Origin of the sequence: Chitinophaga polysaccharea, from assembly GCF_902150045.1 — a bacterium.
Taxonomy (GTDB): domain Bacteria; phylum Bacteroidota; class Bacteroidia; order Chitinophagales; family Chitinophagaceae; genus Chitinophaga; species Chitinophaga polysaccharea_A.
In genome coordinates this window covers 512,737-531,480 of the sequence record NZ_CABFVU010000001.1, presented here as the reverse complement: position 1 = coordinate 531,480, position 18,744 = coordinate 512,737, and the positions used below count along the sequence as shown (strand labels likewise).

Below are 18,744 nucleotides of genomic sequence, written 5' to 3'. Positions count from 1 at the left end.
AAACATGATCATGAGAAATATTGCTGTTGTTGGGGTAATACTCTTACTGGCAGGAGGTATGCTATCCTGTAAAAAAATGCTGGATGTGCCCTCACACCGCGCCCTGACGGAAGAAAATATGTGGCAGACCAAGAACGATGCACGCGCGGGCTTATCTGCCTGCTATGCCCTGATGCGCGCTGCCATGGCAAACGAAAATGCACACTGGGTGTATGGGGACCTGCGCGGCGGCGACTTTCAGTCGACCAAACGTGGCGACCTGCGCGCAGTAGTTGAAAATAACCTGAACGCCAGTTATACCACCATGGATGAATGGCGCGACTGGCGAAGATTTTATACAGCTATTGCGCAATGCAATCTTACCATAGAAAAATTACCACAGGTAACTGCTACCGATTACCGGTATTCGCAAAACGAAATGAAGCTGGACCGTTCACAGGCTATTTATATCCGCGCATTTCTTTACTATTATATAGTAAGGATCTGGGGAGATGTGCCGCTGGTAACCGCTCCCTCTGATGGCGTAGTGAAAACCATTGCCCGTGAGAAATGGGAAAAAGTACTGGATTATGCTGCGGAAGAAGCCAAATCATGTATTGATGGATTACCCTGGAAATACAATGGGAAATCGCCGGAGCAGCAAGGCGACTACCGCGGCCAGGGCGAATCGCATCACATTTCCATCACCGCTACCAAAGGCATGGCCTATACATTGCTGGCGCATATCTATAACTGGAAAGGAGAGTATGATAAATCGCTCGAGTATGCCAATACAGTTATCAATAACCAGTCGAACACCGGTTACGGCTTTGTAAGCCTGAATGATTTAACCAGGCTGGACGGCGCTTTCCGTGGTCGTATCGGGGCAAATATCTTCCAGGTGGATATGAACTTTGACCATGCGGAAATATCTTCCACCGGTCAACTGGAAGACTGGACCCTCCGCGAACCCTATATTCCAAAAAGGGAATCTGAAATTTATGTTCCTAAAGACAGCGTACTGAAGATCTATAATGAATCCCGTGAGCAACGGCCCACTTATTTCTTCACAAAAATGGAAGAAGCCTATCCCATCTTCTTTAAAATGAAACAGATCAATGGCGCGGTAAAAGATCCCGTATTGAAAATGTATTCCTCCTGTATTATCGTATTTCGGTATGAAGAGCTGTACCTCCTTCGTGCAGAAGCAAAAGCCCGGTTAGGACAAACCGCCGAAGCACAGAAAGACCTGAACCAGATCCGTAACAGCCGCGCGCTTAAAAATGTAAATGTAGCCACTGCCGGGCAGGAACTGCTGGATGCCATTTTGCTGGAACGCAGAAGGGAGCTGATGGGAGAAGGATGGTACTGGTATGACCTGGTACATTTCAAAAAGATCCCGCAGTATACCAGGCTTACGCAGGCGGATGTAGACAGGGGCGCCGCATTCTGGCCATTGTCGCAGGAAGCGCTGGCCAACAACAGCGCACTGGTTCAAAACTCTTTCTGGAAATAACAAATCACTGCCATGAAAAAATATTTAATACTACTGGTCATCACGGCTTGCTTTGCCTGTGAAAAGGGAATGCAGGATTACCGGAATGCAAAGCCTTTATCGGAAGTGAAAGTAAGTACCTATGATTTTCTCAAACAACAGGGAGGATTGTATGATACCCTGTTATTACTGATAGACCGTGTAAAGCTTACCGATACGCTCAAGAGTAAGCAGGTTACTTTTTTTGTTCCGCAGGACAACAGTATTACCACTGCTATCCGTAATGTGAACTTTACCAGGGAGCGGCTTGGCGACAAAGGCAACTGGACAATTGACAGCATACCGCTTATTGTATGGGACAGTTTATTGCGCCGTTATATAGTACGCGGCCTGGTAACAGCCGATTCGCTGCGGTATGCAGACGGTAGCGACCTGGAATCCCTATATGGCCATGAAATGAACGGGAAAACCGCCGGTACCAATGCTTCCGGCGCAGTTGGCGCAGGTACCGCCGTGTTGCAGTACAGTGATAAAAATGATTCCAGGTTTACGAAAGACTGGTCCGTTGCGCTTACCCAGAACGTGGACATCAAATCCACCAATGGATTGATGCATATCCTGGAAACCAGGCATGTGTTCGGGTTCACTTCTTTTGTAGGGAAAGCCTATCCAAAATCGCTGGAGCCGCCGCAGGGGCCTTACCTGGGTTACCCGCTTGAAATACCCGGTATAGTGAATGCCGCAGATTACGATGAAGGCCCGAAAGGCGTAGCCTATAATTACCGCAATCCTAACGGCGGCCATACTTACCGGCCTGATGACCCTGGCACAGAAAACTGTTCGGAAGGCGACGGGTCCACCAGCCCGGGCGGCAATTACAATATTGGCTGGACCAGTGATGGTGATTGGGTAAGGTATACCGTTGATATCAAAGAAGCAGGAAAATATAAAGTAGAGCTGAGAATTGCCGGCAATGGCGGTGGTCTTATTTATCTCACTATCGATGAAGTAAGGGTATGTGAAGATATTCCCATACAGGGTACCGGCGGCTGGCAAACCTGGCAGGGAGCCTTTGGAACGGCGGATCTGCCCGCAGGCAAACACCTGATGAAAGTGATGATCAAAAAGGCAAACCTGAACCTGCACCGTCTCATCTTCACCAAAATAAACCCATAGCAATGAAAAGGCAAGTATATACTTTATTTATAGCCACTGCACTGGCAACAATGGCAACAGGCTGTTACAAGCAGCTGCTGCCCGATGAAAAAGAGCACTTCAGTAATAACGCCAACTTCGACGGTGATACTTACCAGGCAAATTTTGGACGTACAAATGTGTTCTATGGAAAATTCAACGCAGACAATTCCACACAACCGCTCACTTTTGAGATGAAGAACATTGCCCGGCCTGATGGCACGCCTGCAACGGAGCTGCTGGAAGAAGTGAATACCTGGCAATGGAAGGAATACTACAGTGGTACCGAGAAAACTGTGGCGGAAATTGAAGCCAAACGTTTCCAGGTGAAAAGACCAGTGCTTGACATGCGCTCCACTTCCGGCGACCTTGTTTTCTGGGCTACCGACAGTTCCAAAATAAAACAGGGCGTGTATACTTTCGATATCCTGGTAAAGAACAAGGGCGGGCAGAAAACTTTCCAGAAAAGAAAGCTGGATCTCCGCCGCCCGCGCCCATATGAGCCTTATGAGTTTGATGATATCACCGGGCTTCAGAAAAAGGAATCCAATGGCAACCTGGTGTATAATCATCCTACGCTTATTGGGGTGCAGGATATGCAAAACAACACGATCAACAACGACCAGGTGAACGTGTACTTTGTTAAAACAGGCACTGCAAAGAATACACTCACCTTTAAATTTTTTGATAAGGATTCCTTACCTATTAAAATGTCAAATTTTAATGTCACCCAATGGGATAGCCTGAGATACTATAGCAATACCATTGGTACGAACGTGTTTTTTGGCTTTAACCGGAAGTTTTCACAAGACAGTGTTACCGTTACCTGGGATGTTACCAGTCCTTACCCCGTGCTGGCGGATGTTGGTATCAATGAAAAGGCCAGCATCTTTTTCTCCTATGAGCGTGTTTCCTATGGTACCCGCAGGCAGGCGGGCATTGGCTATGGGTTCGCTGTATTTGAGCCAGGCAGCTGGGATGTAATCTTCAAGTTTAAAGTAAATCCCAAGTTTACCAACGATTAAACCGGTAACTGTATTCTGAAACATTAAAACATTAGTGCCATGAAAAAACGGTACATACATACGCTGGTAATTCTCTTCCTGTTATTGACAGGAGCCGGCAACACGGTATTTGCCCAACAGGCTGTTACCGTTAAGGGACGGGTTACGGATGCCGCTTCCAAAGAAGGAATCCCCGGCGTAACGATCATCGATATAAAAAATAATAAAGGCCTGGGTGTTACCGATCCCACAGGGCATTTCACTATTACGGTGGATCCTGAAAAATCCATCCAGTTCCGCTACATCGGGTATCGGCTGGAAACGGTTAAAGTAGGAAAGGTGACCACGCTGAATGTTACCATGAGCCCTGAAAATAAATCACTGAAAGAAACGGTGATCATCGGTTACCAGAAGCGTACCAAGGAAACCTCCTCCGGTTCTGCCGGCGTAATAGATGGAAAGGCGCTGCAGGATGTTCCGGTGTCCAACATCCAGGAACTGCTGCAGGGTAAGATTGCGGGGCTTAATATCCAGAATAACTCCGGCGCTCCTGGTTTTCGTGGTACCATGTCCGTTAGAGGGGTTTCCCAGCTGGATGTAAGCGGAAGCGGTGATAACGCCTATCTCACCAGTAATAACCCGTTGTTGGTAATTGATAACGTGCCGGTAGATTTCGACGGAGGTATTTCGCAATCGATGCTGCAGCCCGGCGCGGCTACCGGCCCGCTGGCGTTAATTCCGCCGGAAGACGTAGAGTCGATCGTAGTAATGAAAGATGCGCAGGCAACTGCATTGTATGGCTCCCGTGGTGCTAACGGTGTAATTGTGGTAACTACCAAACGTGGTAACTCACCTACCCCGATCATTGATATCAACAGTAGTTTGTTTGTGAACCTGCCGCCTCCTTTGCGGCCTACCATTGGCGGTAATGCGGAGCGCAGGTATCGTATCAGCTCCATCATGAAAAATGCCAGGGATCTGCAGGCAGCCCGCAGTATGCTGGGAGATCCTAATTCCCAGTTCCTGACAGACAGCCTGAATGCGTTTTATAATAATTCCACCGACTGGCAGGGATTATTTTACCAGACTACCCTGAATACCAATAACAACGTCCAGATCAGCGGTGGTAACCCGAAGATGAACTATAAAGCCAACTTCGCCTACCAGATGAACCAGGGCGTATTGAAAAATACCGGCTTTAATAAATACAGCCTGAACATGCAGCTGAATATGCAGCCAAGTCAGAAACTCCGTATCGGGGCGCAGTTGTTCAGCGCGCTGGGTCAGAAGCAACGGGGTAACGGCGGCGGGTTAACCAACAACGGCGCCGGAAACTCTTTCACATCTTCCCTGATGCCCGGCCCTTCTACCTTTGTTGGCAACCCCCAGCTGAGCGGATATGAGAATAATATTGATGATAACAATACCCTCAATATCCGCGGTTTCGTGGATGTGGATTATGAAATTATAAAAGGGTTGCGTATTAACTCCACCACTTCTTACGATTATTATACAGATACAAGAGACCGGTTTAACCAATCGTTTTCCAATAACAACCAAACCGGTTTATACGGTTTCGTTGGCCGGCACGATGAGCTGAACACCAGGAATGGTGTGAACTACAGCTACAGCAGCCGGCCTTCCGACCAGGAGAAGGGGCATAATATTTATGCCAGCGTGTTCAGTGAAGTGAATATCAAGTCGGACGACCAGCACGTGAAGGATATACGGAACGGCCCGAACGATTATTACTGGGGGCCGCGTGGTTACTCGCCGCGTTTCTACCCCGGTAACCCCTGGAACAATGCCAGTGAAATAAACGTGAATGGTACCCCGGTATCTTATGTGTATCATGCGGCTTCATGGGCAGGGTTCCTGTCTTATAACTATCGTACCAAGTACGTACTGGACCTGGCTTACCGGCTGGACGGAAATTCATCGGCGGGTATCAACAACCCCTATACGAAAAATCCATCCGTTGGCGTCCGCTGGAACTTCAATAAGGAAAACCTTATGCGCCGCTGGAACTGGCTGGATTACGGATCGGTGCGTGTAACCTATGGGGTTAACAGTCGCCCTACCGCCACCATTCTCAATTCACTGGGCGCATACGAAAGTGTGAAGAACTATAATAACGCTATTTCCATCAATCCTAACTACGGTGTGCTGGCCAATCCTTACATGGAGCCGGAGAAATCATCACAGTTTAACTTCGGGGTAGACCTGGGGCTGCTGAGAGGACGCGTGGAAATCATTTATGATACCTATTACAAGAACAACTACAACCTGGTACGCGATATCCCGTTACCTAATTCTACCGGTTATGGCAAAATGCAGGTGAACGGCGGCGCCATTGTGAACTACGGGCATGAGTTGTCTATCACTACACGCCCTGTTATGAACCGTGACCCTAAAGGGTTCCAGTGGATCTTTTCTATCAACGGCGCTTACAACAAAGGGGTGCTCACCGAATTGCCGGGCGGTTCTCAGCTCTTCATTAACGTAGACCAGAACACTTACCAGAGCATTGCACTGAAAGTGGGAAGAAATCCACAGAGCAATTACATGTACCAGACAGATGGGATTTATGCCAATACGTCTGATGTACCGGTAGATCCTATCAGGGGAGTGCGTTACAAAGCATTTAAAGGTCCGGGTACCCAGTATTTCCAGGGAGGCGATCCTATCTGGAGGGATCTGAACGGCGACTATGCTTTGGATGGCGCCGACTATGTGATCATGGGTAACCCTGAGCCTATGTTCACCGGCGGGTTGAACAATACGCTGAGCTACCGGAACCTGTCGCTCAATATCAACTGCACCTTCCTGGCTGATCGCAGCATTCTGAACAACGCCATTGCCGCAAGGATTTTCCGCCTGCAGTATCCTGAGCTGTTATCGAGATCAAGTGGTACTGCTGCCGGGCCTATCAACCTGTATGATATCAGCCAGATCGACTACTGGAAAAATCCCGGCGATAAATCTTCACATCCCGCTATCGTAGGGTCTTTTGACCACGATGCGCAGGTAGCGCCCAACAGGCTGGATCAGAGCCTTTGGATGGAAGATGGTTCTTACTTCAAAATTAACCAGATCACACTGGCCTACCAGTTCCGTGATTTTGATTTTATGAAGAAGTTAAAGCTGCGGGTATTGCGTGCTTATCTTACTGCATACAACGTAGCCATCTTCTCAAAATATACAGGGCCAAACCCGGAAACCGTGACTTCGCTGGGAAGGGATGATATCAACGGGTATCCCAACGCTACCAGCCTGACATTCGGTATCGGTGCTCAATTTTAATGATACTTAAATTATTTTCAGATGAAATACTGGTTTAGAATAGGAATGCTTTTCTGCTTGTTGCTGGGAGCTGCTTCCTGTAAGAAATTCCTGGAAGTAAAACCATTGGATACCCTTTCGGGAAAAGATTTCTGGAAAACAAAAGGAGATGCGCAGAAGGCCATCAACGGCGCCTATGCAAAGCTGCTGCAGAAATTTACCAACGGCGTGGTATATAATGTGGGCGATTTCAGGCCCGGTAACTGGAACTGGTTCGATAAGAACGGGTTCCGCAACCTGGCTGCCAACCGCCTGCTCCAGGCCGGCGGTGATGGCATTGAAGATATTCCCGACTGGGGATTATTTTACCAGGCTATTGCAACCGCCAATCTTTGTATAGACAGGATACCCGGTATTGAAGATCCTGCCTTCAGCTCAAAGGAGAAGAAAGCCCTGGTGGCAGAAGCCCGGTTCATACGCGCTTTTATTTACTTCTACATGACGCGCCTGTACAGCGATGTGCCTTTACAAACAGACCCGTATGACATCACGCTGAAGCCCCGCGAAAAAATGCTCACCGTACTGGACTTTTGCCTGAAAGATCTCGCAGGCTGCAAAGACGATATGGTGATCTCCTACGACGATCCCACCAACAGGGCCGTGCGTGGCACCAAGGGCGCAGCGCTGGCGCTGATGGCGCATATCAATATGTGGTGCGCCGGTTTTGACCAGGGGAACCAGCAAAAGTACTGGAGCCAGACTGCCGATCTCATCAAAGAATTGATGGACCTGCATGAGTACAAACTGCTGCCTTATACCAAGGAAACCTTCCAGGCTATTTTCAAAGGCCGCTCCGAAGAAGGCATCTTTGAACTGTCGCTCGATGCCAACTATGGAGGCGCTTTCCACTTCCTCATCTGCCAGTGGACATTGCATGATCCTATTATCCGCGACGGATTGAATGGCAACAGTGAAATTACTCCTATGGTAAGGCACCTGGACAGGATCTATCCACGGGGCGAATCAGACAAGCGGTTGGATCTCTGGTTTGATGATCCCTATGCACAAAAAGGAGAAAAGAAGCCGATGTTCCTGAAATTTTCCGCCATTACCAATCCTATCACCAGGGACTATGACGCCAACTTCATCCTGTTCCGTTATGCAGACGTGATCCTGCTGAGGGCAGAAGCACTGGCTAACCTGGGCAACCGGAATGCAGAAGCTATTGAAATGCTGAACCTGGTGCGCGACCGCGCAGGCGCAAAAGTGTATGCCGGCGGTGGTGGCGATCCCCTGAAGGAGGCCATTTTCTTTGAAAGGGAAAAAGAGCTGATGGGAGAAGGACATCTGTGGTATGACCTGATACGCACCGGCAGGATTGGCAACAAGAACCTGACAGAGAACCCGCTCACACCGGACCTGATGGAGAAAGGTGCATGGACCTGGCCAATTGCAACATCCGCAGTAAATAACAATCCGCTGATCACCAGGAACCAATACTGGATACAATAACTGTAAAAAATATTCACTATGCGAAAGTTATTAACCTTAGCCGGTATCCTGTTGATAACAGGCCTGATATTTTCCGGCTGTAAAAAGGATTACTATATCGACAGCGGTCTTGCAGATCCGCATTATAAAGGCACCATTTATGATTACCTGGTGCAGAATACCGATCTTTTTGATACGGTGGCATATGTGGTGGAGAAAGCAGGCCTGAAAGAAATGTTGCAGAACGATTCTGTTACTTTCTTCACGCCAACAGACCAGAGCATTGTAGAAGCTATTGACCTGCTGAACGAATACCGGCACATAATGGTGGAAGACAGCGTGAAGCTGGCCGATATACCCGGTAAAGTATGGAAGAAATTCCTGGGAATGTATATCATGAAGGGTAAATACACGGCCAACAAATTTGCACGTATCGACCCGGTAAACGTATATGCGTACCCGGGTATTAACTACGTAATGAGCAGCGGGTATATTCTCAACATCGGGTTGATCTACCAGAATTATAACGGCGTGGAAGCAGTAGGTGCACGGGTAATGCAGCTGACAGATATCACCTACGACCCGGTGACCTTTGCCAACAATCCCAAAGTACTGGTGATGACATCGGATATACAACCAACAAACGGGGTGCTGCATGTACTGAGTTTCCGGCACGACTTCGGTTTCCGCCTGGGTGAATTCCTGAGAACAGCGGAACAGGAACTGCAGAATCAATAATCCATTAACGCATTCAGTATGAAAAAATATACGTTCTTAATAATACTCCTGGCAGTGTTAGGCGCCTGTACCAAAGATAAGATCAGCTCCAAGGGGGAAGATCCATACAAAGAACAGGTGCAGCCAGCCATTTATATCAACAAAAATGGTATTAATCCGGACCGTGCCCGTGTAGGAGAGGAGGTGACGATAAGCGGGAAAGGATTTCTTAAAAACAAGGATAAACTGGCCATCCTCTTTAACGGGGTAAGTGCGCCTATACTGGAGCTTACAGATACTACCGCGCGTGTAAAGGTGCCTGCGCAGGCAGCCACTGGCAATGTGGCCGCACAGGTGGACCAGCAGTATTTCTTTGGGCCTTTTTTCCGGGTAACAGGTACTTTCCAGATGGATACCCTTTTCCCCAGTAAAGTGGCCGCAAATGGAGGCATCGCGGATATTATTCCTGTGGAAGACGGGAAGTACCTGGTGGTAGGTGATTTTACGGACTTCGATAACTCCGGTAAGGAAGGAAAGCTTAACCGCGTGGCCAGGATTAATCACGATGGTAAAGTAGATGGCAGTTTTGGGCCCGATAAGAAAAACGGGACCAATACCTATGTGCTCACTGCCGCGGCGTTGCCCGGCCCCGACCGGAAATATCTGGTGGCGGGCGCCTTTAATAATTATGAAGGCGTAAATTTTGTAAACAGTATTGCCCTGCTGAACAACAACGGTTCCCTGGCGGCAGATAAAATATTCAGTCCTTCCGGTAAGGAAATCACCATTTCTTCCTTAAAAGGCGGTATTTCCGGGCAGGTGAGCAATATGCATGTGCAGGCCGATGGAAAGATACTGCTTACCGGTGTTTTCCGTTTTTATGTACAGCCCAACTATAATCTTACCGGCAGCGTAGGACAGGATTCCGTTCACCTTGATTCCATCCAGATCAACGGATTGGTGCGCTTAATGCCGGATGGCAGTCTGGACAGCACCTACAACTACGACCTGGTAAAACACATGGGTAAAGAAGGCCCCAATGGTTATATCAACCGTTCTATCCTTTTGCCCGATGGGAAGCTGCTGATTGCCGGCACCTTCACCAAATATAACGGGCAGGCGGTGAACCGCATTGCGCGCTTAAATGCAGATGGTACGCTTGATCCTTCCTTCTCCGCAGGCGCAGGCCCCGATCAGAATATCCTGAACATGACCCGGCAACCGGACGGGAAGCTCATCATTGTGGGCCGCTTCAATACCTTTGGAGGGCTTAAACGCGTTAATGTGGCCCGTATCAATGAGAACGGGGTGGTAGATCCTACGTTTGATGTAGGCGCCGGCTCCAATGGTTATTTGTTCAATGCGCATTTAATGCCAGGGGGCGAAGTAATTGTAAGCGGCATCTTTTCAGAGTTCAGCGGGCTGGTTCGCAACAATATGATCGTACTTACCGACAAAGGCGCTATCCATCCTTCGTATAATACCATCGGCGGTGTAACGCTTGATCAGAACGCCCAAAGCGGCGGTATTACACAGATCCTGCCTGTGGCAGGAGAGAAAGCGCTGCTGGTAGTAGGTACCTTTACGAAGTTCGACTACCGTGATGCCAACCGTTTTGTAAGAATTACTTATCCTTAAAAACACTATGCCCGGTTACTGCCGGTACCTGCGTATATGCGCGGGTACCGGCAGTGATCATTTTCAGCAATACCCTGGTTACCGGGTAGTTATCCGTATCTTCACCGCTATGGTATATGATCCGGAACAGGCTGCAACAGTAATTTCACAAACCCGTAACTGGGTCAGGGAAATTGTGATAGGATGTAACTTCTGTCCTTTTGCCAACAGGGAAGTAAAGAAGAACAGTATCCATTACCAGGTAAGTGGTGCTGCAACCCTGTACAGCGCAGGGGAGGAGCTGTTGCAGGAATGTTTGCTGCTGGACAGGGATCCTGCTGTATCTACCACATTGCTGATCTTTCCCGGCGGCTTTGCCGCATTTCATGATTATCTTGACCTGGTGGCGGCAGCGGAAAAAATGATCCGCCGGAAAAAGTATACAGGTATTTACCAGCTGGCAAGCTTTCATCCGCTGTACCAGTTTGCCGGCACGGCACCGGAAGACGCTGCCAATTACACCAACCGCTCCATCTACCCAATGCTGCACCTTTTACGGGAAGCGGAAATAGCGAAAGCTTTAAGCCAGTATCCCCATCCGGAGAATATCCCCGGGAGAAATATAGATTTCGCCCGTGAAAAAGGTAGCGCCTATATGAAAATGCTGCGTGACAGCTGTTTATAATGCTTTTGTGGAATTTCTTATGATCAGTGAAGATGGAATTACCTGCTGCTGTTCCTGCAGCGGAAAGCTGCTGCTTTTCAAGGCTTTGAAAAGCACGGTGGCCGCAGCATGGCCCATGTCAAAGGCAGGTTGTGATACCGTGGTGAGCGATGGTTGCAGGAACCTCGCGGTGCTCAGGTTGGAGAAGCCTATCACTTGTACATCGCCGGGAATAGCGAGCGAAAGTTCTTCACAGGCCAGGTATACAGCGGTGGCCAGTTTTTCGGTAGTAGCAATAAGACCGTCGTAATGATTTTGCTGTAAGGCGGTTTTCAGTAACTGCCTTGTTTCGGCAGGCTCATTGGAGCAATAAAGGATGCTGGTATCAGTAAGCGGGAGCTGGTGATCTGCGAGCGCCTGCCGGAACCCTTCTGCCCGCCTGTTGCTGATGGAAAGATGCCGGGATGCTGATAGCAGGCCTATATTACGGCATCCGCCGGCAATAAGGTGCGCAGTGGCGTTGTAAGCGGCATTGGCATCGTCGGTAGTGACCCTGGCAGCCGTTACTTCTTCACATACCCTGTCAAAAAATACTACGGGAATCTCTTTCACCAGCTGCGCCAGTCCGTGTGCGGCGGCAGCAGTTTCGGTAGTTACTGAAATAAGCACCCCGTCTACCCGGCCGCTCTGGAAATCTTTTAAAATAGCCTGTTCTTTTCCAAAACTTTCGTGGGTAAGGTAAATAAGCACATGGTAGCCTTTCTCCTGGGCAACGGATTCTATGCCGTTGATCGCTTCTGCAAAAAAACTATCGGCTACTTCAGGGATCACCACGGCAATAGTATGACTGGATTTCTTTCGCAGGCTGCTGGCATACGGATTGGGCACATAATTCAGCTCTGTGGCGAGCGCCAGTACCCGCTGTTTCGTTTCTTCGCTTATTTCATGACTGTTACTCAGCGCTTTTGAAATGGTAGCAGTAGATAACTGCAATCTTTCCGCAAGCATCCTGATGGTGACGTTTTCCATATACGGCCGTGTTACTTAATCGGTTAAGTAAATAAAGTTATTCTATTATGCGGAAGATCTTTAAAAAGATCGCATATTTAGAGCAGGATATTTTCCTTTATTTCCACGAACTTTTTAAAATCTGATATTATGGATAACGTTAACGGGCAGCCAAATCCTGCACCACTTACTTCACTGGATCAATGGGAAGATGATTTACTGGAGAGGTATCCGGATCCCGCCAATATCAACAAGGAAAAAAACACTGCCGAATTCCGGAACTATGAAGCGCCTCCCCGTGATACAGTGCGCGAATTTTACCGGTTAAATCATACTTACCAGTCGTATGCCTTTGTGAAAGAAAAGGAAAAGGAATTTTTGTCTTTCAATAAAAGGGAAATGTCGGTATGGGATGCCTTCGATTTCCTGAACCAGCTGGTAGACGACTCCGATCCGGATACAGACCTGGACCAGTTCCAGCACCTGCTGCAAACATCTGAGGCCATCCGCGCTGATGGACATCCCGACTGGATGGTGCTTACCGGTTTGTTTCACGACATGGGCAAGGTATTATGCCTTTTCGGTGAACCGCAATGGGCGGTAGTGGGAGATACCTATCCTGTAGGCTGCGCTTTCTCAGACAAGATCGTTTTCCCGGAATTCTTCAAAAATAACCCGGATATCAATAACCCGGATTATAATACAAAGTATGGCGTATATGAGCCCAACTGTGGTTTGGAAAATGTGCACCTGAGCTGGGGACATGATGAATATATTTACCAGATCATGAAGGATCATTTACCTGAGCCAGCCCTGTATATGCTGCGTTATCACTCTTTTTACCCGCAGCACCGGGAACATGCCTACGATCACCTGATGAGTGCGCACGATCACGAAATGTTCAAATGGGTAAATCTTTTCAACCCGTATGATCTGTATTCCAAGAGTCCCACTCCACCGGACTGGAAAAAATTAAGACCTTATTATGAAGACCTGGTAGCGAAATACCTGCCATCCACTTTAAAGTTTTAGACAGTGATATGATGGATTACCGGTAAGGAGGCAACTTGCTGAGGTCTTTCCTGGTAATCCTTTTCTTCCGCATGCCGGAATTTGTTATATTATATCCAGGTATTTCCACCCACGTTAAAAAAACTGCTGATCAACCGCTCCACTTATGAGTAATCAACTTGTTGTCAAAGACTACCTGGTATTCGCGTTGTATTTTATAATTGTTGCTGCTTACGGATATTGGATTTATAAAAGAAAGAAGAAGGGAACGGTAACTGCTTCAAAGAATTTTTTCCTTGCAGAAGGATCGCTTACGTGGTGGGCCATCGGCGCTTCCATTATTGCCTCTAATATTTCAGCGGAACAGTTTATTGGGATGAGCGGAGATGGCTTTTTTGTGGGTATCGCGGTATCGGTATATGAATGGGTGGGGGCTGCCGCGCTGATCATTGTGGCGGTATTCCTTATGCCGGTGTATATCAGGAACAAGATCTACACCATGCCCCAGTTCCTGAAAACACGTTACAATGAAACGGTAGCGTTAATTATGTCTGTATTCTGGTTGTTTTTATATGTATTTGTTAACCTCACTTCTATTTTGTATCTGGGCGCCCTCGCCATTAACGGGCTACTCGGGGGCGCCTATTTTCATGAAGTAATGGTGGCACTGGCTATCTTCTCCGTAGTAATTACACTGGGAGGAATGAAAGTAATCGGCTATACCGATGTGATACAGGTGGGTGTACTGATCATTGGCGGCCTGGCCACTACCTGGATGGCGCTGACAGTGGTAAGTGAAAAATTCGGATTGGGGAAAGATGTGCTGGCCGGGTTTAATATACTGGTACGGGAAGCGCCCGACCATTTTCATATGATGCTGAAGAAGCCTGCTGCCGGCGCGCCACAGGACTATGTGAATAAGTATCTCATCCTGCCGGGATTTGGTATGTACATTGCGGGGCAGTGGATCAGCAATCTTAACTACTGGGGATGTAACCAGTATATTACGCAGCGTGCGCTGGGAGCAGATCTGCAAACCGCGCGCACGGGTATTTTATTTGCCGGCTTACTTAAAATACTTATGCCCGTAATTGTAATGCTGCCGGGTATTGTGGCGTATGTGTTGTATCAGCATGGTCATTTGCCGCAGCTGGAAGGGGGGCAAAAAGATGGCGCTTACGCGGCCATTTTAACGCTGCTGCCAGCGGGTTTAAAAGGACTGGCCATTGCTGCGCTTACCGCTGCCATTGTGGCTTCACTGGCTGGTAAGTCCAACAGCATCTCCACTATATTTACGCTGGACGTTTATAAGAAATACATCAATTCCAAAGCAGATGAAAAGAAGCTGGTATGGACCGGCCGGCTCACCATTATTGCAGCTATCATGATAGGCGTATTGTTTACCTGGAACGATGTGCTGGATATTGGCGGTGCCGGCGGTTATACTTTTGTACAGAAGTATTCCAGCTTTATCAGCCCAGGCGTATTTGCCACGTTTATTCTGGGCATGTTCTGGAAAAGGACCAGTGGCGCTGCTGCCATAGCTGGCATCATTACCGGCTTTGCCGCTTCCCTGTTCTTTAACCAGATTGCCGTAAAGATCTTTGGCCCCGAAACCATTTTGTATTCCGCCTTCCACAATGCGAAAGGAGAATATGAAATACCTTTCTTTATCAGCCTGGGATGGTCTTTCCTTACTACTGTACTGGTAATGGTGGTTATCAGCCTGGCAGGGCCGAAGGTAAGCGCCAATGCTTTTGAGCTGGACTATGAAATGTTTAAACTGAAGCCTTCTTCTGTAATTTTGATAGTAACGATATTACTGTTGTTGTCCGTTATTTATGTGCGGTTCTGGTAACGTAGTTGCTGTTTGCTTGTTATTTTTATCAGGGTATTTTTACCACTACTTTACCTTGTGTTTTCCCGGAAGACACTTGTTGATGCGCTTTGTCAATTTCTTCAAACGCATATACCTGTGAAACATCGGAATGCAACTGGCCCTGCTCCAGCAATGCAGCAATGGATTTCATGTCGTCCCCGTTGGAAACTACGGATAACCGGTGCGTATATACGTTTTTCGCTGCTGCCTGCTGTTTTTGTTCATCGCTGAAAAATACGAGTAAGCTGATCACACGCCCGCCATTCTTTACTGCAGCAAGGGAGCGGTCCAGGTGACCGGGTATGCCCAGGGAATCGAGTACAATATCTGCATCTGTTACCACCTGTTCAAAAGCCTGGCTGTTGTAGTCGATATGCTCATCGGCGCCAAAGCCAAGCACGGCTTCTCTTTTAGCAGCAGAGGAAGTACCAATTACATACGCGCCGAAGTGCTTCGCGATTTGTACGGCATAGTGGCCAACACCGCCCGCTGCGGCATGGATCAGTACTTTATCGCCTTTCTTTATATTGCCGTAGGTAACCAGTGATTGCCATGCAGTAAGAGCGGCCAGGGAAGCGGCTGCAGCAGCCTCGTAGGAAGTGCCGGCAGGCTTCAGCGCCAGCTGGTTTTCCGGGGCGGCTACATATTGTGCATATGCTTTACCATGACCGGGAAAATTCACCATACCAAATACAGCGTCGCCTGGTTTGAACTGTGTTACCTTCCGGCCTACGGCAGTTACTTCTCCCGCAATATCCCAACCGGGAATAATATCTGCGCCATCTTCCGGTTGCAGAATGCCTTTCAGCGCGCCTTCATTGTTGCTTACAAATGCGTCTACGGGGTTAATGGCTGCGGCATGGTTACGTACAAGTACTTCGTGGTCGTTAATAACGGGGTCTGGAATGTTCTTTATCCCGAGGTTTCCGGTACCGCCTGTTTGCTTTAATACGATTGCTTTCATATCCTTGTTTGTTTTTTGTGATTTGATGAATCAAAATTCCAATAAATTTGTAGCTGTACCCTTGTATGAATCAGGGTACATTTTGTACAATCATAGGTTATGGAAGTAGTTAATTTGTATAAGCCGTTTGATATTATGTATATCGAGGAAGATACCTGCCCCATGGGGCAGCACCGTATCAACTTTTTTGAACTCGTATATATTGTGAAGGGTACCGGCGCCTTCCACAATAACCAGCATACATTTGAGTATGAGGCGGAAAACCTTTTCCTGCTTATGCCGCAGGATATACAGTATACCCGTATAAAAAGCAGGACCGGTTTCCTGTTTATCCGTTTTAACGGTATCTACCTGGAAGCGCAGCGTACGGGCAATACGTACAGCAACCTGGGCGACTGGGCAAGGAAACTGGAATTCATCTTCCATAATAATTATCATTTCCCAGGTTGTATTTTAAGGAATACAGATGATAAGCCAATTGTACGGGCGCTCATTAACGCGCTGATGCTGGAATACCCGCGGGAGCAATCGCTGCGCAATGAAGTGGTGCAGCAGTTGGTAAATACCATTATCACCATCGTGGCAAGAAATGTATCACTGCTTACGCCGGAGAGGAGCCCGGTAAGCAGTGAGGCATCCAACGATATTCTCAGTTACATCCACCAGAATATTTATTACCCGGAAAAACTGCGTACTGAAAAACTGGCTGCGCAGTTTAATATCTCCCAGAATTATATCAGTGAATATGTGAAGAAGTTAACGGGAGAAAGCATACAGCGCTATGTTACCAATTACAAGCTGAAACTGGTGGAAACGCGCCTGCAGTACAGCGATATGCGGATGAGTGAAATTGTGGATGAACTGGGCTTTACAGACGAAAGCCATCTGAACAGGACATTCAAGAAATATACCGGCATTAATCCTACCGACTACCGGAAAAAAATGTGGGCGGAAAAAACTATCATCCGGGGATGAGCGGTTGAGAATACCTACATGGCCAGCAATACCGCCACATAATGACAGATAGCCGCTGCCAGCACCAGCAAATGCCAAATGGCATGTGTATAGGTATATTTGTCCCAGATATAAAAAATAACTCCTATCGTATACAACCCACCGCCAATGGCCAGCATAACAATTACCGGCAGGGGAAGGCTGTCGAAAAAACGACGGCCGCCAAATACCATGATCCATCCCATCAGCAGGTAAATAATGGTAGATACAATATCGTATTTCCCTGTAAACCAGATTTTGAACAATACGCCTGCCAGTGTAAGTCCCCATAAGATGGATAGCAGCGTAATGCCAAAGGCGTTATTCATATATACCAGCAGGAATGGCGTATACGTGCCGGCTATTAAAAAGTAAATGCTGATATGGTCAAATACCAGGAACAGTTTTTTTATGGCCGGCTCCTGTGAGAGGTGGTAAATAGTGGAGCTGGTAAACAGCAGAATAAAACAGAACGTATAAATACAGGCGCCTACAATGCCTGGTGTATTATTGTGCGTGGCGGCAATCCCGGCCAGCATTGGCAATGCGCTTACCCCGAAAATGATCCCCAGCCCATGTATCAGCCCGTTTACGATCTCCTGTTTACGGCTATACCCCTTTTCATTCATTACAACTGCCATCCGGTTAAGTTTTCTGATGTTAACACCTTCCTGCATCCGTATGCAGTATCGGGGCAAAAATAAGTTAATATTGGCCAGTATAGGGATAGAGTTTATCTATTGAGATATAAAAGGGTTTGTTTTACAGGGGGGAGTTGATTCTCAGCATAAATAAGCGTAAGTTAGACCACCAATATTTTCTTCAAAGCATTTCATTCCTGTGGATACGAACGAAATAAATGAAGCCACTATTAAAGAGGCATTGAAACGCGGCGACAGGGAGGCGCTGGGTTTATTGTTCCGCCTGTATTACCCCCGGCTGCTTGGGTATGCGTGTAAATTTGTGACGAAAGAGGCTGCGGAGGATATTGTGCAGGATGTATTTATACAATTACAGCATAAAGGCTCCGCCGGCGATATACGGCAAAGCCTGCAGGGCTATCTTTTCCGTTCTGTTCACAACAGCTGTGTGGATCATTTAAGGCACCAGATGGTGCATCGCCGTTATGTAGATGCCGCCCTTACTACCCTTTCCCTGGAAGAAGCAGCCTGGTACGACCCCGAAAAGGGCCGGCAAAGTCTGGTGTTCACCGCCGGCGATGAGCAGGTGCAGCAGGCCATAGGGCAGCTGCCGCCAAAATGCCGCGCTATATTGGAGCTCCGGTATAAAGACGGTTTGCGGACCAGGGAAATATCCGGTATCATGGGAATATCTGCCCGCACTGTAGAAACACAACTCTATAAAGCTATGAAGCAACTCAGGTCAAATATTAAAAAGATAAAGATCCTTATCTGGTCGCTGTATTGATCCGCCTCCCCGGCTGGT

General features: G+C 47.8%; 15 protein-coding genes. 12 read left to right on the top strand and 3 right to left on the bottom strand.

Translation table 11 applies throughout. From position 1 onward, the window contains the following. Positions 1 to 10: 10 nt before the first annotated feature. From FN124_RS02145 to FN124_RS02110, 8 genes are read left to right on the top strand one after another with little or no spacing between them, the layout of a single operon-like run. On the top strand, positions 11 to 1,495 hold the full coding sequence (locus tag FN124_RS02145; RefSeq protein WP_185937060.1) for a RagB/SusD family nutrient uptake outer membrane protein: 1,485 nt from the start codon (positions 11 to 13) through the stop codon (positions 1,493 to 1,495). A 12-nt stretch (positions 1,496 to 1,507) separates the two neighbouring features. Then, positions 1,508 to 2,650, top strand: a complete 1,143-nt coding sequence (locus FN124_RS02140; protein ID WP_142683141.1) for a carbohydrate-binding protein — start codon at positions 1,508 to 1,510, stop codon at positions 2,648 to 2,650. Between the two features lie 2 nt (positions 2,651 to 2,652). Beyond that, positions 2,653 to 3,693, top strand: a complete 1,041-nt coding sequence (locus FN124_RS02135) for a DUF5007 domain-containing protein (protein WP_142683140.1) — start codon at positions 2,653 to 2,655, stop codon at positions 3,691 to 3,693. Between the two features lie 39 nt (positions 3,694 to 3,732). Beyond that, on the top strand, positions 3,733 to 6,975 hold the full coding sequence (locus FN124_RS02130) for a SusC/RagA family TonB-linked outer membrane protein (protein WP_142683139.1): 3,243 nt from the start codon (positions 3,733 to 3,735) through the stop codon (positions 6,973 to 6,975). Between the two features lie 21 nt (positions 6,976 to 6,996). Further along, a complete protein-coding gene (locus FN124_RS02125) occupies positions 6,997 to 8,466 on the top strand; it encodes a RagB/SusD family nutrient uptake outer membrane protein (protein ID WP_142683138.1) in 1,470 nt (489 codons plus the stop codon). 18 nt (positions 8,467 to 8,484) lie between these two features. Further along, entirely contained in the window at positions 8,485 to 9,183 is a 699-nt protein-coding gene (locus FN124_RS02120; protein ID WP_142683137.1) for a fasciclin domain-containing protein, read from the top strand. A gap of 18 nt (positions 9,184 to 9,201) precedes the next feature. Beyond that, a complete protein-coding gene (locus FN124_RS02115; protein ID WP_142683136.1) occupies positions 9,202 to 10,800 on the top strand; it encodes an IPT/TIG domain-containing protein in 1,599 nt (532 codons plus the stop codon). A 7-nt stretch (positions 10,801 to 10,807) separates the two neighbouring features. Then, positions 10,808 to 11,464 carry a DUF1415 domain-containing protein gene (locus FN124_RS02110; RefSeq protein WP_260607307.1) on the top strand — a complete coding sequence of 219 codons (657 nt, stop codon included), beginning with the start codon at positions 10,808 to 10,810 and terminating at the stop codon, positions 11,462 to 11,464. Here the strand turns inward: FN124_RS02110 and FN124_RS02105 are convergent. Continuing rightward, positions 11,459 to 12,472, bottom strand: coding sequence for a LacI family DNA-binding transcriptional regulator (locus FN124_RS02105; RefSeq protein WP_142683135.1), 1,014 nt, complete (start codon positions 12,470 to 12,472; stop codon positions 11,459 to 11,461). The two genes, FN124_RS02110 and FN124_RS02105, sit on opposite strands and share 6 nt — an antisense overlap. Before the next feature lie 129 nt (positions 12,473 to 12,601). Between FN124_RS02105 and FN124_RS02100 the strand changes: the two genes are divergently transcribed. Both FN124_RS02100 and FN124_RS02095 read left to right on the top strand, forming a co-directional pair. Further along, positions 12,602 to 13,483, top strand: coding sequence for an inositol oxygenase family protein (locus FN124_RS02100; RefSeq protein ID WP_142683134.1), 882 nt, complete (start codon positions 12,602 to 12,604; stop codon positions 13,481 to 13,483). A 145-nt stretch (positions 13,484 to 13,628) separates the two neighbouring features. After that, positions 13,629 to 15,320, top strand: a complete 1,692-nt coding sequence (locus tag FN124_RS02095) for a sodium:solute symporter family transporter (RefSeq protein WP_142683133.1) — start codon at positions 13,629 to 13,631, stop codon at positions 15,318 to 15,320. Between the two features lie 28 nt (positions 15,321 to 15,348). Here FN124_RS02095 and FN124_RS02090 read toward each other — a convergent pair whose 3' ends face one another. Then, positions 15,349 to 16,305, bottom strand: a complete 957-nt coding sequence (locus tag FN124_RS02090; RefSeq protein ID WP_142683132.1) for an NADP-dependent oxidoreductase — start codon at positions 16,303 to 16,305, stop codon at positions 15,349 to 15,351. Positions 16,306 to 16,404: 99 nt separating this feature from the next. Between FN124_RS02090 and FN124_RS02085 the strand changes: the two genes are divergently transcribed. Next, the gene (locus tag FN124_RS02085; RefSeq protein WP_142683131.1) at positions 16,405 to 17,280 is read left to right on the top strand and encodes an AraC family transcriptional regulator; all 876 of its coding nucleotides are present in this window, start codon (positions 16,405 to 16,407) and stop codon (positions 17,278 to 17,280) included. 14 nt (positions 17,281 to 17,294) lie between these two features. Here the strand turns inward: FN124_RS02085 and trhA are convergent, their stop codons facing one another. Next, positions 17,295 to 17,939 carry a PAQR family membrane homeostasis protein TrhA gene (gene trhA, locus FN124_RS02080; protein WP_221887715.1) on the bottom strand — a complete coding sequence of 215 codons (645 nt, stop codon included), beginning with the start codon at positions 17,937 to 17,939 and terminating at the stop codon, positions 17,295 to 17,297. Positions 17,940 to 18,138: 199 nt separating this feature from the next. On the opposite strand from trhA, the gene FN124_RS02075 reads away from it, so the two are divergent. After that, positions 18,139 to 18,726 carry an RNA polymerase sigma factor gene (locus FN124_RS02075; protein WP_185937059.1) on the top strand — a complete coding sequence of 196 codons (588 nt, stop codon included), beginning with the start codon at positions 18,139 to 18,141 and terminating at the stop codon, positions 18,724 to 18,726. The last annotated feature ends 18 nt before the right edge of the window (positions 18,727 to 18,744 follow it).

Coding starts and splice junctions, on each gene's coding strand:
- FN124_RS02145 (WP_185937060.1), top strand. CDS start 11: ATGAGAAATATTGCTGTTGTTGGGGTAATACTCTTACTGGCAGGAGGT.
- FN124_RS02140 (WP_142683141.1), top strand. CDS start 1,508: ATGAAAAAATATTTAATACTACTGGTCATCACGGCTTGCTTTGCCTGT.
- FN124_RS02135 (WP_142683140.1), top strand. CDS start 2,653: ATGAAAAGGCAAGTATATACTTTATTTATAGCCACTGCACTGGCAACA.
- FN124_RS02130 (WP_142683139.1), top strand. CDS start 3,733: ATGAAAAAACGGTACATACATACGCTGGTAATTCTCTTCCTGTTATTG.
- FN124_RS02125 (WP_142683138.1), top strand. CDS start 6,997: ATGAAATACTGGTTTAGAATAGGAATGCTTTTCTGCTTGTTGCTGGGA.
- FN124_RS02120 (WP_142683137.1), top strand. CDS start 8,485: ATGCGAAAGTTATTAACCTTAGCCGGTATCCTGTTGATAACAGGCCTG.
- FN124_RS02115 (WP_142683136.1), top strand. CDS start 9,202: ATGAAAAAATATACGTTCTTAATAATACTCCTGGCAGTGTTAGGCGCC.
- FN124_RS02110 (WP_260607307.1), top strand. CDS start 10,808: ATGCCCGGTTACTGCCGGTACCTGCGTATATGCGCGGGTACCGGCAGT.
- FN124_RS02105 (WP_142683135.1), bottom strand. CDS start 12,472: ATGGAAAACGTCACCATCAGGATGCTTGCGGAAAGATTGCAGTTATCT.
- FN124_RS02100 (WP_142683134.1), top strand. CDS start 12,602: ATGGATAACGTTAACGGGCAGCCAAATCCTGCACCACTTACTTCACTG.
- FN124_RS02095 (WP_142683133.1), top strand. CDS start 13,629: ATGAGTAATCAACTTGTTGTCAAAGACTACCTGGTATTCGCGTTGTAT.
- FN124_RS02090 (WP_142683132.1), bottom strand. CDS start 16,305: ATGAAAGCAATCGTATTAAAGCAAACAGGCGGTACCGGAAACCTCGGG.
- FN124_RS02085 (WP_142683131.1), top strand. CDS start 16,405: ATGGAAGTAGTTAATTTGTATAAGCCGTTTGATATTATGTATATCGAG.
- trhA (WP_221887715.1), bottom strand. CDS start 17,939: ATGGCAGTTGTAATGAATGAAAAGGGGTATAGCCGTAAACAGGAGATC.